This window comes from Lysinibacillus zambalensis, assembly GCF_040183165.1.
In the GTDB taxonomy this organism is placed as follows: domain Bacteria; phylum Bacillota; class Bacilli; order Bacillales_A; family Planococcaceae; genus Lysinibacillus; species Lysinibacillus zambalensis.
On the sequence record NZ_JBEGDG010000002.1, the window covers coordinates 226,434 to 240,143 of the forward strand.

At 36.8% G+C, this 13,710-nt stretch carries 15 protein-coding genes; 5 read left to right on the plus strand and 10 right to left on the minus strand.

Going from position 1 to position 13,710, the window contains the following annotated elements; genetic code table 11:
* Positions 1 to 233 precede the first annotated feature (233 nt).
* Positions 234 to 1,808: an amidohydrolase gene (locus tag ABNX05_RS04035; RefSeq protein WP_349658539.1), complete on the minus strand. Its 1,575-nt coding sequence runs from the start codon at positions 1,806 to 1,808 to the stop codon at positions 234 to 236.
* A gap of 11 nt (positions 1,809 to 1,819) precedes the next feature.
* A complete protein-coding gene (locus ABNX05_RS04040) occupies positions 1,820 to 2,371 on the minus strand; it encodes a biotin transporter BioY (RefSeq protein ID WP_349658540.1) in 552 nt (183 codons plus the stop codon).
* Positions 2,372 to 2,885: 514 nt separating this feature from the next.
* Here ABNX05_RS04040 and ABNX05_RS04045 point away from each other — a divergent pair.
* Together ABNX05_RS04045 and ABNX05_RS04050 are read left to right on the plus strand one after the other, a co-directional pair.
* On the plus strand, positions 2,886 to 3,095 hold the full coding sequence (locus tag ABNX05_RS04045; RefSeq protein ID WP_349658541.1) for a hypothetical protein: 210 nt from the start codon (positions 2,886 to 2,888) through the stop codon (positions 3,093 to 3,095).
* A 29-nt stretch (positions 3,096 to 3,124) separates the two neighbouring features.
* Positions 3,125 to 4,093 (plus strand): DUF2167 domain-containing protein, encoded by a 969-nt coding sequence (locus ABNX05_RS04050; RefSeq protein ID WP_349658542.1) that lies wholly within the window; start codon positions 3,125 to 3,127, stop codon positions 4,091 to 4,093.
* A gap of 220 nt (positions 4,094 to 4,313) precedes the next feature.
* Here the strand turns inward: ABNX05_RS04050 and ABNX05_RS04055 are convergent, their stop codons facing one another.
* The 3 genes from ABNX05_RS04055 to ABNX05_RS04065 all read right to left on the minus strand — a co-directional run bounded on the left by ABNX05_RS04055 (position 4,314) and on the right by ABNX05_RS04065 (position 7,114).
* A complete protein-coding gene (locus ABNX05_RS04055; RefSeq protein WP_349658543.1) occupies positions 4,314 to 4,976 on the minus strand; it encodes a TIGR04104 family putative zinc finger protein in 663 nt (220 codons plus the stop codon).
* Entirely contained in the window at positions 4,963 to 5,478 is a 516-nt protein-coding gene (locus ABNX05_RS04060; RefSeq protein WP_079560250.1) for a sigma-70 family RNA polymerase sigma factor, read from the minus strand. The genes ABNX05_RS04055 and ABNX05_RS04060 overlap by 14 nt, the downstream gene beginning before the upstream one ends.
* A 187-nt stretch (positions 5,479 to 5,665) precedes the next feature.
* Positions 5,666 to 7,114, minus strand: a complete 1,449-nt coding sequence (locus ABNX05_RS04065) for a tetratricopeptide repeat-containing diguanylate cyclase (protein ID WP_349658544.1) — start codon at positions 7,112 to 7,114, stop codon at positions 5,666 to 5,668.
* 686 nt (positions 7,115 to 7,800) lie between these two features.
* On the opposite strand from ABNX05_RS04065, the gene ABNX05_RS04070 reads away from it, so the two are divergent.
* The 3 genes from ABNX05_RS04070 (at position 7,801) to ABNX05_RS04080 (ending at position 9,036) form a co-directional block, all read left to right on the plus strand.
* The gene (locus ABNX05_RS04070; RefSeq protein WP_349658545.1) at positions 7,801 to 8,241 is read left to right on the plus strand and encodes a MerR family transcriptional regulator; all 441 of its coding nucleotides are present in this window, start codon (positions 7,801 to 7,803) and stop codon (positions 8,239 to 8,241) included.
* Positions 8,228 to 8,581 (plus strand): DUF4260 family protein, encoded by a 354-nt coding sequence (locus tag ABNX05_RS04075; protein WP_349658546.1) that lies wholly within the window; start codon positions 8,228 to 8,230, stop codon positions 8,579 to 8,581. Before ABNX05_RS04070 ends, ABNX05_RS04075 begins: the two co-directional genes overlap by 14 nt.
* Positions 8,582 to 8,706: 125 nt before the next feature.
* Complete coding sequence (locus ABNX05_RS04080; protein ID WP_349658547.1) at positions 8,707 to 9,036, plus strand: YrdB family protein; 330 nt, start codon at positions 8,707 to 8,709, stop codon at positions 9,034 to 9,036.
* 27 nt (positions 9,037 to 9,063) lie between these two features.
* On the opposite strand, the gene ABNX05_RS04085 is transcribed toward ABNX05_RS04080, so the two are convergent.
* The 5 genes from ABNX05_RS04085 to ABNX05_RS04105 all read right to left on the minus strand — a co-directional run bounded on the left by ABNX05_RS04085 (position 9,064) and on the right by ABNX05_RS04105 (position 13,554).
* Complete coding sequence (locus ABNX05_RS04085; protein WP_349658548.1) at positions 9,064 to 10,011, minus strand: MBL fold metallo-hydrolase; 948 nt, start codon at positions 10,009 to 10,011, stop codon at positions 9,064 to 9,066.
* Positions 10,012 to 10,110: 99 nt separating this feature from the next.
* Positions 10,111 to 10,332 carry a hypothetical protein gene (locus ABNX05_RS04090; protein ID WP_349658549.1) on the minus strand — a complete coding sequence of 74 codons (222 nt, stop codon included), beginning with the start codon at positions 10,330 to 10,332 and terminating at the stop codon, positions 10,111 to 10,113.
* An 11-nt stretch (positions 10,333 to 10,343) separates the two neighbouring features.
* Positions 10,344 to 11,414: a LolA family protein gene (locus ABNX05_RS04095; protein ID WP_349658550.1), complete on the minus strand. Its 1,071-nt coding sequence runs from the start codon at positions 11,412 to 11,414 to the stop codon at positions 10,344 to 10,346.
* Positions 11,414 to 12,859, minus strand: coding sequence for a HAMP domain-containing sensor histidine kinase (locus tag ABNX05_RS04100; protein WP_349658551.1), 1,446 nt, complete (start codon positions 12,857 to 12,859; stop codon positions 11,414 to 11,416). Before ABNX05_RS04100 ends, ABNX05_RS04095 begins: the two co-directional genes overlap by 1 nt.
* Positions 12,856 to 13,554 carry a response regulator transcription factor gene (locus ABNX05_RS04105; RefSeq protein ID WP_349658552.1) on the minus strand — a complete coding sequence of 233 codons (699 nt, stop codon included), beginning with the start codon at positions 13,552 to 13,554 and terminating at the stop codon, positions 12,856 to 12,858. Before ABNX05_RS04105 ends, ABNX05_RS04100 begins: the two co-directional genes overlap by 4 nt.
* Between the last annotated feature and the right edge of the window lie 156 nt (positions 13,555 to 13,710).

The following is a 13,710-nucleotide window of genomic DNA, read 5'->3' on the forward strand; positions in this document are numbered from 1 at the left end:
TATTTGCAAAATTATTACCCAAGGTTATGATGGTTCCATAAATGGTACTTTAACATTAGAAAATAATATGATTTATTCCTTCTGTAATGTTTACAAATTTACTAGTTCCCGTAATAATTCAAAGATTAAGGAATGTACTTCTTAAATAATCAAATTGCCATAATCCAATTCTTATAGAAATGAAAATGGCTTTGAACAAACTTATTTTATTGCAAGCAAAAACGCTGTAAAGTTTATTCTTTACAGCGTTTCTCATAAACAATACGGCCATCCACAACCGTATATGCCGCTTTTACTTGTGGAATATTTTCAATATCTATCGTAAAAAGATCCTCTTCTAAAATAGTGAAGTCTGCTGTATAGCCTTTTTCAATCTTACCTCGAATATCGTCTTGGCCTATTATTTGTGCAGCTCCTACAGTATAGAGCCGTACTGCCTCAAAACGTGATATTTTCTCCTCTGGTCCGTAGCCGTTATGAGATTCTCCCAAATTCCGTCTTGTGACTGCAGCGTATATACCATATAAGGGATTTGGCACTTCAATCGGGGCATCACTACCACCTGCAACGACTAATCCGCGATCTAGTAGCGATTTTAGTGGGTGCAAGCCTTTTGCTCGTTCCTCTCCTAGCCTAGCTAGTTCTGCTGCATACTCGCCCTGCACAAATTGCGGCTGCATATCCACGGCGACTGGCAACCCCGCAAGTTTTTCTAATATCCCTTCATCCACTAAACTACAATGAATAACACGATCTAATTGACCTTTCTGGGGCGGATTGGTAGCAAATACGTTTAAAATTGTTTCAATAGCTAAATCCCCAATGGCATGCACTGCCACTGTTTGTCCATACTGTCGTGCAAGTTGAACATATTGCTCTAATTGTTCTGTTGAATGGACAAGCATACCGCAATTGCCTGGCTCATCACAGTATGGTTCTCGTAAGGCTGCAGTACGTCCTCCAAAGGCACCATCGATAAAAATCTTCATTGCACCAAACTCTAAATACGGAGAAGATGTTTCTTCCATCTTAGTTACTTCTTTAAATACTGTATGGTGTTGTAATAAATGAACTTTAAAAGATTGCTTTGCCTCGACGATTTTGCGAAAAGCATTTATTGGTTGAATCGGTGGCCCGTAATAGCTTAAATCTTCAGAATGACCGCCCACTAAGCCATATGATTGCAAGGATATTACCGCCTTCTCAAGTGCGTCCTCTATATATTCGAGCGTAATATGGGGCATATGGTTAACAATCATATACAAAGCTGCATCCTTTAAGACGCCTGTTAGCTGATCATCTATTTTTTCAATGACACCACCTTCTGGTGATGGTGTGTCGTTTGTTATTCCTGCAAATGCCATTGCCTTGGAATTAGCCAAAATTAAATGATGGCAAGTACGCTTAATTATTAAATGTGCTTCCCCTAGAGCATCGAGTTCCGCTAATGTTGGGAAAATAGGAACTTCAAGCTGTGTCTCATTAAGCCCTATCGCAATCACCCATTGATCTGCAGGAACTTCCAGCATCCTTTCACGAATAATGGCCAGTAGCTGCTCCTTACTTCTGACATTCGATACATCAATATGCTTTAATTTCTCCCCGTAGCCAATAATATGTAAATGACTATCGACAAAGCCTGGATACATCACATTTCCTTGTAAATATTGAATAGAAGTAGCTTGTGGCGACAAGCTATCTACTGAGCCTGTCGCCACAATTTTTCCATCTTCTACAAGGACTGCTTCAACTGTTTCGCCAACTTTTGCCATCGTGTAAATTTTTCCACCTGTCCATAACGTTGCCAAAACATTTCCTCCTATGCAATCGCTTCAATTAAATGTGCTCGCTCTAGGCGACGACGAACAATTACGCCAAACCAACCTGCCATAACGGCTTTCACAATACCTACTATAATAAACGGTGCCGCACCACCCATAAATGCAGCTGTCCAAGTTAAATCTCCAACAATTTTTAACCAAGTCGTTCCAAATGCCAATGTCACAACCATCCCAATGATGTTCGAAGTAATAGCTTGGAAAATTGTAATACCAAATTTATCTAAATATAAGCCCATAATGATTGCTGAGACAAGGAACCCGACAATATAGCCACCTGTAGGCCCAACTAAAATCCCAAATCCTCCAGACATACCACTAAATACTGGAAGACCTGCCGCTCCAAGCAAAATATAAATCAATACTGACAACGTTCCAAGTTTTGTTCCTAAAATCGTTACGACTAAGCCTACTGCTAATGTTTGCCCTGTTATCGGAATAAGTGGTAACGGTATCGTTACTTGCGCAAGAACAGCAATAATCGCTGCACCAAATGCCGCTAACACATAATTATATGTACTACTCTTTTTCAAACTAAATTTCCTCCCCTTGTGCGTTAACTATAGATGAAAATAAGTTAACACAAACATAAAGCAAATGAAAACTGTTGTCAATCTATTTCGAAAAATTGCTATAAAAAAAGAAATTACTATAGTAAACTAGCAATTTTTAATCATACGTAAGCTTGTAATTTAAATAAATCTGCAACTATTTGATAAGAAAATCTCACCAAATATAATCTAATTCCAAAATGGTTATTAAAAAATGTGTAAATTTAATTAGTTACATATTTATATGGAATGTACGATTCGTTAATATTCTACAATTAATGTTGATTTTTTGACTATAATTAGTCCATTTGGATAAAAATAGTTCTAAAAAAGACCCGTATTTTGAAAATGAAGAATAGGTATCTCAGTCTCCAAACGTGTGCGAGTAAATGGTAGAAATTGTGCCAGCATATATAGTTGGAAGAATGCACATTGTAACATTTTGGTTTATATGGTAACATACTTAAGTATTTTTCCATTATTAAGGAGGTAAGTTATGTTACGCACTGGAATCATTTTTTTAATTTTAGGTTTAGGGGCATTTATACTGCCGCAATTCGGTCTACAATTCAAACTATTTACCGTTTTTAACGACATTTTTGGCGGAGGCGAAACCTATGTCGAAATTGCTCTTGCAGGTATAGGCGCCGTCCTAGTATGCATCCATTTATTTAAAGGAAAGAAGGACAAGTCGTCCGCAGCATAAGAACATGTGATTTTTGGGAGGAAAGTATTTTGAAATCGTTAATTGCAAGACTATTTAAATCAGTAACTGTTATGACTTTAATTATGATGGTGTGTGCGGTTCCCGCATTCGCTGAAGAAGAGCTAAATTGGGTCGAAGGTGGACAGAAAGTTGACGTGGGGACCAATTTAGCGGAACTGGAGTTAGACAGTGATTTTATTTTTCTTAATGCCGAAGATACGAAAAAGTACCTAACGCAGAGCGGAATGGAACCGAGCGGGTCAGAAATCGGCGTGGTTTTTCCAAAGGATGAAAATCAGACTTGGGCCGTTTATTTCGAATATGACGAATCTGGATATATAGAAGACGACGAAAAAGCGGAAATCGATGCTGATGCCTTGTTGGAAAGCTACAAAGAAGGTACGGAAGAAATGAATAAGGAGTTAAGCCCTGAAAATCAATTATTCGTTGACAAATGGGATGTTGCTCCATTCTACGACAACCAATTACATAGTTTGTCCTGGTCTTTATTAGCGCATGATAATCAGAACAACGGTGTTATTAACTACAATGTGCGAATTCTATCTCGCGAAGGCTATATCTCGGCGATACTAGTCTCAGATCCGGCAAAATTGCAGGCCGATCGTATTGTATTTAACAACAAGATCCTGTCCAAGTTTAACTTAAAGCAGGGTCAGCGCTATGAGGATTTTGACAAAAAAACTGATAAGGTAGCTGAATTCGGCTTGACAGGATTAATTCTTGGAGGTGCGGGTCTAGCAGTTGCCAAAAAAGCGGGCTTTTTTGCTATACTCCTCCCTCTATTGAAGAAGTTCGGGATCATAATTGTGCTGGCTGTCGGTGCGATTTGGGGCTTTATTCGTAAAAGAATGGGCTTGAAGAAAGAGCAATCGGAACAACCTGAACATTCGGAGGAACTACCGACACAAGCGGAGCAATCGGAGCAACCTGCACAAGACCAGGACAAGGACCAAGAGATTGACAAGCAGAAAGTTTAATTTGCATAAGAAATAACCGCTAAATGTATCACGAATGTGGTTAAAAAAATAGGAATAATCAAAGCCCCTCCATATCCTCGTTAGCCGAGTGATTAGGAGGGGCTTTTCATAGAAGTGCCTTATGGCCGAAACCGTAGCGAATATTGCATCCTCTCAACTGTTGGCAATCTAATCTAAAAAAAGAAATTGCTATAGTGAACTAGCAATTTCTCTATACAAATTACCAAAGCGGATCGTTGATAGGATCATCTTCTTGTAAATCAAAGACATATGGTGCTAGTAGTCGATAATAAATAAGAACACCAGCCATAAAGAAAATAGTCCCGATAGCAATATTATAAAAAGTCAAATGCATAAATACCATAAGTGGAATCGGGAACGTTAAAATACCACCCATTTTCATTGATTTTTTTGAGCGATATTGTTTTTTTCCACAATAAGGACATTCAAGTTGTCCATTTTTTCGGTACATTTTTCGAGCATGCTTCTCTGACCAAGTTTCCCCACACTCAATGCACACCGGTAGGCCATAGCCTTTCTTGATTAGAACACGTTTAATAATAAAGGCAATACCTACCAAAAAACTAAAAAGCAATATACCTTTTACGAAATCGTTTTGTAAAATTGTCCATAGGCTCCATGTATCTGCTTCTTGCTGTACACTGGCTGCCTGATGACTACCTGAATGTTTATTCTGTGATAATAAATAACTAAAACCAATGGCCAACATCGTAAACGTCGCAAGCACCACACGATATTGCCACGGACTACTTCTTCTTTGTTTCGTTTTACTACGTGCTTTATGAGCAATTGCCTGTTTTTTCTCATCTGAAAGCTTTATATCTCGAAGTTCTTGTAGCACATCTTCTTTAAATTGATTCATGGCGTAACACCTCCCAATCATAATCACCGATTGCTGTTGCAAGTTGCTTTCTAGCACGCTGTAATCTTGTACGTATTGTTGCTTCTGGACAACATACGAGCTGTGCAATTTCAACTGTCGTCATATCCTCAAAATAATAGAGAATCAGTACTTCCCTATAGGCAACTGATAATGTAAACAAAGCCTCTACTAGCTCTCGTTTTGTGGACTTAGCAAGATATTCTTTTTCAGGCGTGACTGCTGTCGTACGTCCTGTTATTTTTTCAAAGAGTGTCAGTCGTTTACTTTTCCAGCTGCGCAAATAATCATGGCTTCGATTGACCGTCATTTTCACTAAATATGTACGTAATGATGCTTCTTGACGAAATTGCTCCTGCTTTTGATAAAAGGCGATAAACACATCCTGCACAATGTCCTCAGCTGTTGCTTCATTTTTCACATATAAATAAGCAACCTTTAATAAATAATCACCGTGCTCTGCAATAATATTTTCAATATCCATCGCTGTCCTCACCTTCTTTCTAAACTACTGACGGACGCCACTTCATTTCCGATTCATTTTTTTAAAAATTTTTTCAAAAGAAAAGAATCTGCGAAACTCCAACGACTAGACGTTGAAATGAAGCAGATCCTTTTTGATCGATATTAAATATTTGCACTTACACGCCAGTACCAGTCATCTGACTTATTTAATTACGATTCCCCGCACCACTATATTGATTAAAAACAGTGATTTGGTTACGACCATTGCGCTTTGACGTATATAGCGCTGTGTCCGCATTATGGATCAGCGCCTCAACAGTGGCAATCTGACCTTGTTTATTCGTACTTACGCCAATACTAAATTCCAAATGAACGGTCTCATCATTAATTGTTAAGGACAGAGAGTTTAATGTTTGATAGAGATTTTCAGTTATCGTTTGAATAGATTCACCATCCGGTAATTGACTAAGAACAATAAACTCATCTCCGCCAAAACGAGCAACGATCGACTCAAATGATTGAAAATAATCCTTTAATGTAGTTGCTGTAATCGTTAAAGCATCATCACCAAATAAATGACCATTAGCATCATTAATTTCTTTAAAATGGTCTAAATCAATCATCATTAATGCTAATTGCTGATTTTCTATCGAAGCTTTCTTCAGCATTTTTTCTGCATTCTCATCAAAATAACGTCGATTATAAATATTCGTTAATGGATCAATGTAAGAAGTTTTTTCAAAATGTTTTTTCTGGTCATTATACTCCATCTCAAATAATAAATGAGTATAATTTTCCCTTTGTATTTCCAATAGAATGTTAATATATTCCTTTTGTATCGAGCACAATACAAGCTTATTCCCTTGTTCTTCTATTAACTTCACTAAAGAATTATATATAGTTTGAAGCATAGACAAATCATTATTTTGTAAGGCATAGTGTTTCGACTTTTGATACAAATCAATGGCCTCGCCAATGCGCCCCTGTTTTTCACAAAGCAATGCATAGGCATTTATTACCTCCAATTGTAACTTGGAGTAAGGTGGTTTCTTAATCGTCACTAGCAATTCTTGCAATAATTCATCTGCTTCATCAAATTCCTCCAAGCAAATTTGTGCAACAGCTAAGTTTATTTTTGAATAAATAATCCCTGAATAAGGATTTTCATGCTTTGTCTCAAAATAATTGGCATAGTATAAGCTCTTTAATGCAAAATCCTTCGCTTTTTGATAGTTCCCTAAAGAGTTTTCTAAGTCGCTTAAATTATTATAAATTTTCCCTATGCTATCTGTATGTTGAATACGCTCAGCAATCTCTAGCCCCTTGATCATAAACTCTTTTGATTTCTTTATATGGCCGAATGTCCCCCAATAAATGGATGCTAAAATATAATGATGGATCAAATCGATATCATCGCCATATTGGAAGGTTAATTCTCGATATTGCTCTAGCACACTAATGGATACTTGCAAATCACCTGTTTGAAAATAGCTTGCACAGCTATAACGTAATAACAGAATTGCTTTTTTATACATACCAAGCTCAATAGCGCTTTCAATTGCGACACTACTTAATTCTATATATTCTATAAAGCGATTCGCTTCATACAATTCATTGAGCGTAATCCATAATTCTTCAAACTCCTGTGTGTTCATACCGCCCCTCCTTAAAGTAACCCCTACTTCTTTAATACTATCTTTACGAGCCTAATATTACAATTCCTCAGACTCATTTATTTTCAAATTTATGAGTAAAATTAACCTCAAAATTCCATTCAGTGATTCGTTTATCCTAAAAAGTTGTGATTACACCTGTAAAATGACTCTTTTTAGGGGGAATATTTAAGATACCATAAAAAACCATAATTTTCCGATAAATTAAAAAACGGCCTCTTCTCGAAAGAGACTTGAAGAGGGTGGGGATCATCATCATAATGTGAGATTGATTTCCGTTCCGGCTAGCTACTCTTCTAGAAGCTTCGGGGCAACAGATTTTTGTGCGAATGTGTAGCGCCAAGGTAGCGGGAGCAACAACAACAGGACGTGATGGTTTTGCTAAAATCAACTATTCTTAATCACTAAATGAATTTATTTAAAGAAATCAAACCTCGTCATAAAGAAAGCGTTCCCACAAAAGATCAAATGCTGAGATTCGCTGATTATATTATCATAACGCTTATTGTAAAGATTCTCCAATACCTAAAAGCTTTTTTGACTAAGACATACCATAGCGTAACCTACTTTACACAAAATGACTGTTTCACTTAATTTTTAAAAATTTCAATTATCGTATTGACCTTGGAGCATACTCCAATGTTAGGATAAATTTAGGAGGTGCTCACATGCATATAAAACAGTTTGCAGCAAAGTATAATTTATCTACTGATACCGTACGTTACTATGAAAAAGAAGGATTACTACATCCGAATAAACAGGACAATGGTTATCGCGTGTATGACGTCACGTGTGAACATACAATCAAATTTATTTTAGTATTAAGGCAGCTTGGCTTCACATTACAAGAAATCAATCAGCTCCTTACACTAGAGCAAAAGCCCACTTCAGATTCCTGCAATCAAGAGACTGTACAGCTTTTCTCTGCAAAGATCACTCATATTGAGCAGCAGTTATATTTTTATGAGCAGGCACTACAATCCTTACAGCTCACTCAAACATTAATGGCTGAAGGAAAATACGCTGAAAATAAGTTAATCATCGGTTCACTTATTAAGGATATGTATAATAAATTACAAGAAGGAAGTGTTCATCGTGAAACTACGTAAAATTATCTCATCGGAATATTTAATAGCACTTTTAGTAACTGTATTTTTCTACTGGCATTTTGAATTTTCGTTCCTATATTTTGTACTACTTTTATTACTACCTGATATAACGATGTTAGGCTATATAGTAAACACTAAAGTTGGCGCGTTATTTTACAATATTGGCCACAGTTTAGTCCTGCCAGGGATTCTCTTGATTATAGGCATTGTCATTGCATCATCACCGCTACTAATGGCTTCTATAATTTGGTTAGCTCATATATTTTTAGATCGTGCACTAGGCTATGGTTTAAAATATGATGAAGCCTTTACAAAAACTCATTTACAACAAATAGCATAAGTGAGAAGTTGAGACTCTAACAGTTACGATATTTTATCAGCGATGAGCGTTCTCTTACATAGTTCTGTTCACTTTATTAGCATTTAAGTTTACCCTTTTAAAAAACAATTTTTCGGAGCGATTATATGGTGTTGAACTTAGTTCTTCGCTTTCTATTAGAAATTTGCGTGTTAATGGCTTATGGATATTTGGGTATACAAACTGGGAAAGGTATGTTCTTCAAGCTCCTACTAGGGGTTGGAGCACCCGCTTTGTTTGTAGTTCTTTGGAGTATGTTTGGTTCACCCAAAGCAACATGTCCATTGAGTGGGATTTCGCATTTTATGTTTGAATTTGTGATATTTTCGCTAGCTGTCATAGCACTATGTGCTATTGGTCAATCAAAATTAGCTAATGTATTTGCTATACTAATCATCATTAATCAGATTTTATTGTCCGTATTTAATCAACGCTAAAAAATCCACTGTTTTAAAAGTGGATTTTCAGCTTTTTTGAAAGTATGTGTATACCGTTGTAAGATTAGCTTTAATACCGTTTACTCCCTTCCACTCCCTATACATTTTAGGTACATCAAATTCAGAAATGAAATCTTCCAGTGACAACTTATGTTGAAGGGCCTCTTCTGCTCGTTGAGTCATATAAGATAAATAATCAATTAACGTATCGCATGCAGTCAAATCTGCGACATTACCATGACCAGGAACAATTATATTTATATCGATTTGTTTAACTCGCTTTAATATGTTCAAAAATTCTTCAGGGTCATAAATCGGGACATGTAAATCTTCTGTCACTATATCCCCCATAAAAGCTATTTTTTCTTTAGGTAAGTACATAAATGTATCACTCGGTGAATGTCCCCCACCTAAACAGTATAATTCCACAGTTTTATCGGAACCTGTGATAGTCAATTTTTCTTCAAACAACATGGATGGCAACACAATTTGTAATTGAGATAAATCATCCAACACCTTCGACATTTCTTGATATTGGTTGATTAAACTCGTTTTTATAATGATGTCCTCTGTTGAATCAATTTTACTTTTTAGCTGAAGCAGGTATTGATTCATATCCTGCTTTTCCTTCTCGTAGTCTTCCATCTTATTCTTTTCTTTGCACAATTTCTCCGTTGCATATGTAGAAATAATTGTTGTATCCGAAAATACTTGATTCCCAAAAACGTGATCCCCGTGATAGTGACTGTTAATCAAATACTTTACTTTCTTACCGGTTAAACTTTCAGCTTGGCGTCTCAACTCTTCTCCCGCTGAAGGAGTACTTAGCGAATCAAAAACTAGAAGTTCTTCACCTAAATCAATGATTCCCGCATTACTCCAAGCACCTTGACCTGGTTTAGCAACCGCAGCATATACACCGTCACATAAATTATGCAAAGTAAAATAGTTTGTTTCTATAATCTCCCGTCCCATTCATAGTTCCCCCTAAAGTTTTTACATATTATAGCATTTATACCTATAGATTAATCCAGAAAAAAATCCACTCTTTTTCTAGAGTGGATTTTCCTCATATTAGATGAGTCGCTTAATCTTCGTTTCATATAGTGCAACTATTAGTATGCCGCCAAGTATAGGCGTTAAAGAGCTAAAACTGAAATAATAACCTTCATCACTGTATTGTCCTAAGAAATGAAATTGCAGCCATGGAACACCGTATGTTTCACCTACACCGTATAAAAAAACTGTGCTAAATAAAAACAATGCAAGACATTTGATAAATTCATTTCTTTTCATTTCAATTCACCTCATTTAACGATGATCATTTGTTCTGCATAGGCTTTAAGGTCTTCAATTGCTCGCTCAGGGTTTTCATTCATAATGCCATATTGATAGCCATTTTCCTGCCAACCAATATAACGGAATTTTTTCTCGTCCATGGCAGACCCTTTTTGACCTCGGATGTCTATTTCTTTTTCACCAAAAGTGGGATCAACCTCAGGTGCACTACCACTTGCTTTAAAAACTGTTACTGAAATTTCTTTCTGACTGTTCTTTGTATAATTAAAGGTATACTCTGAACGACCTTCTATCCCTTTATCTAATGAAATATCCTCCAAAATCAATCCATTTTCTTCTGGCACCATTAAAAATTCACCAAGCTCTCCCTTCACTGTATCAAGTGTTACTGACTCAGATTCTTGCGTGCTAATTTCCTCCACTTTTGCATCCTTTGGAATATCAATTGTAAATTGTACATCATCAATTTTTGCACTGTCATCTAGTTTCGTATATTCTGATGTCATTTTATTTCCAGCACTATTCGTTATTGTTTTTAACGTCACCCAAGTTTTTTTATCAATCCATACTTCAATATCACCTACTAAAGTATCGTCTTTTTTAGCTTTCGCTACAATTTTATACGTATCTCTTCCAGCAATCTTCTCTTCCCCTGCAATTTTCACATCATGTGTATCCTTTACAATATTGAAAAGTGATTCTGCCTGATCTCTTGGTGATTGAAATAAATCCGGACTACTTTCATCCATATCCATTTTATGAACAGTGTTTTTTACAACATCATATAAAGTGACTTGTGAGCCATTGTTGACTGTGATAATATGCTCACCGTTTTCAGCTGTTATCTCAACACGTCGTTTACCATCTTTAGTCCACTCCTTAACTTGAGCTTTTCCACCAATTTCCCCCATATCCATTTTGTATTCAGCGTAATAAGTAAGTGGCTCTTTCGTTTCCTGTAACGCTTGGTCAATAATTTCCTGAGGTGAAAATGATCCCTCCGTATTACAACCAACTAAGCTAAATGTTAAGGCAGCAACTAAACCTGCTGCACGTAATGATTTTTTCCAATTCATCATCAATTCTCTCCTTTTAATGGTGGCAACCAGCAAAGTACAGCTGTTCCATAGCCTTCTTTTGATACAAGTTCTACTGTCCCACCATGCTTTTCTATTATTTGTTTTGCTATATTTAATCCTAGTCCAGTTCCGCGTTCCCCAGCCTTTGTTCTTGCTGAATCTGCTTGGTACATGGGCTCGAATAATTTCTCAATATCCTCTTTTTTTACACCTTGCCCGCTATTTTGCAAGATGATATACATACCATCTTGTTTTTTTAGAGATGGCCGTACAAAATCAAAGCTCCAAACCGGACATTCTCCAGCATTCATGGCAGCTAAGCCTATCGTTGTACCTAGTGCTCCATAGCGCCAAGCATTACTCATTAAATTGTCAATCACCCGTTGAAGCTGCTTTGGATGCACTGCATACATACCTACTATGTCACAAGTGACTTCAAGCATAAATCCTCGATCCTTACATAGTTGCTCATAATCAGATAGTGCCATTTCAAAAAACTCGGCCCCATCTACTACAACAAGGTCTAAATGATAGCTTGTGGATCGCAGTAAAGTGAACATTAGTAAATCCTCTAGCATCTGCTTCATCGTTTCAGACTTTGTTAAAATAATTTGTCGGTATTCGTCTTGCTGTTCTTCTGATAACGCCTTGCTTTGTAAAGACTCGGCATACGCTTGAATAGCTGTAAGAGGGGTTTTCAAATCATGGGAAATACTTGCAATCATTAGCTCCTTTTGCTGTTGTTCAACTTTTAAATGAGCTCGTGTAGTTTCAATTTCGTCCTGCATGGCAAGGAAGGTTTGAGCAAGGTCTCCAATTTCATCTTTTCTTGCTACTAAATTCGATTCCACATGTTCCCCCTTTGCAAAAGCACGCATTTGCCACATCAGTTCATGTAACGGCCGATTTAATTTACGGTTAAGCAGCATCATAACTGCGAAATAAATAAGGAGGAATAATAGTATAGAGCTAGCTATTACAAGCCACGAACGGCTTTCTACACCTTTTACCCAATCCGTCCGAACTAATTGAATTTCATATACCCCAAGTAATTCCGCATCTTGATATACAGGTTCTTTATACGTAAAGGCATTGTAATTTTGCTTTAGTTCATATAAACCTTTTAAAATAGTATTCATAGATTCATAATCTGGTTTCAATGGATTTGAGGAATACAAAAGAATGCCTGATTTCGAGTAAAGTGTAATGGCGAGTTGATCATTCGATAGTGCTTTAATATCTTGTATATCCGCGTTTTTTTTATAATGCTCAGGATTTTCAAGAACAGATTTCACCTGATTAAGCTCGGTCATTTTTTCGAAATATTCAACAACGCTTTTATCTTGATAATAGGCATTAATCCACACATAAAGGCTATAAGCACCTGTTATCGGTAACACCATCACGATGAAAAAAGTGATGAGTAACCAAGTTTTTATTTTCATAGCGGTTCACCTATAAAACGGTAGCCCTTGCCCCAAACTGTTTGTATATAATACGGTGTTTTAACTGGGTCCTTTATCTTTTCTCGTAGCGCCTTTATATGTACTGTGACAGTATGTGTTTCATCTACGCTCGCCTGTTGCCAAATATGCTGATATAACTCTTCTTTTGAAAAAGTTTGGTTTGGATTTTTCGCAAGTAGTTTTAACAGCGCAAATTCCTTCTGTGTTAAAGTAAGCTCTTCATCATGAAGGCGCGCTGTTTCCTTTTGCCAATCAATTTTTAAGCCTTGTGTAAAGGATGTAACATCTTCTGTTATTTCTTTTTTCGTATAACGTTTCCAACGACGTAAGTGTGAGGCAACACGTGCCTTTAACTCCTCTAAGCTAAACGGTTTCGCAATATAATCATCAGCGCCCTGCAAGCCCTCAACCTTATCAGCCTCTTCCTTACGTGCACTCATCATTAAAATAGGTACATCACTTTCCCAACGAATATTTTGACAAACCGTCAGACCGTCCATCTCCGGTAACATCCAATCGACTAACACTAAATCGAAAGTATCCGCTTGAAAATCAGCTAACCCTTCAAGTCCTGTTGTTGCCCAAGTAATTTGGTAACCTTCTTGCTCAAGCGTTTCCTTCACAATACGTCCAATCGCCGTATCATCCTCAATCACTAATAGCTTTTCTTTCATCTGATTTCCTCCTGCACTAACCTTACTATGTAAAAAGACATTTTTTTTGAACTTTATACTTTCTTTATAATTACCATAGATCTGCCTTTCCGTCACTTTTCATTTTTTCATCCGTCGCTCTGGGTGGGGCTTCCGTCACTTCGCCTTTTCTTTCCG

Excerpts from the sequence above, each read along its gene's own strand:
- ABNX05_RS04045 (WP_349658541.1), top strand. The coding sequence starts at position 2,886 with ATGTTACGCACTGGAATCATTTTTTTAATTTTAGGTTTAGGGGCATTT.
- ABNX05_RS04055 (WP_349658543.1), bottom strand. The coding sequence starts at position 4,976 with ATGAATCAATTTAAAGAAGATGTGCTACAAGAACTTCGAGATATAAAG.
- ABNX05_RS04060 (WP_079560250.1), bottom strand. The coding sequence starts at position 5,478 with ATGGATATTGAAAATATTATTGCAGAGCACGGTGATTATTTATTAAAG.
- ABNX05_RS04065 (WP_349658544.1), bottom strand. The coding sequence starts at position 7,114 with ATGAACACACAGGAGTTTGAAGAATTATGGATTACGCTCAATGAATTG.
- ABNX05_RS04070 (WP_349658545.1), top strand. The coding sequence starts at position 7,801 with ATGCATATAAAACAGTTTGCAGCAAAGTATAATTTATCTACTGATACC.
- ABNX05_RS04080 (WP_349658547.1), top strand. The coding sequence starts at position 8,707 with ATGGTGTTGAACTTAGTTCTTCGCTTTCTATTAGAAATTTGCGTGTTA.
- ABNX05_RS04085 (WP_349658548.1), bottom strand. The coding sequence starts at position 10,011 with ATGGGACGGGAGATTATAGAAACAAACTATTTTACTTTGCATAATTTA.
- ABNX05_RS04090 (WP_349658549.1), bottom strand. The coding sequence starts at position 10,332 with ATGAAAAGAAATGAATTTATCAAATGTCTTGCATTGTTTTTATTTAGC.
- ABNX05_RS04095 (WP_349658550.1), bottom strand. The coding sequence starts at position 11,414 with ATGATGAATTGGAAAAAATCATTACGTGCAGCAGGTTTAGTTGCTGCC.
- ABNX05_RS04100 (WP_349658551.1), bottom strand. The coding sequence starts at position 12,859 with ATGAAAATAAAAACTTGGTTACTCATCACTTTTTTCATCGTGATGGTG.
- ABNX05_RS04105 (WP_349658552.1), bottom strand. The coding sequence starts at position 13,554 with ATGAAAGAAAAGCTATTAGTGATTGAGGATGATACGGCGATTGGACGT.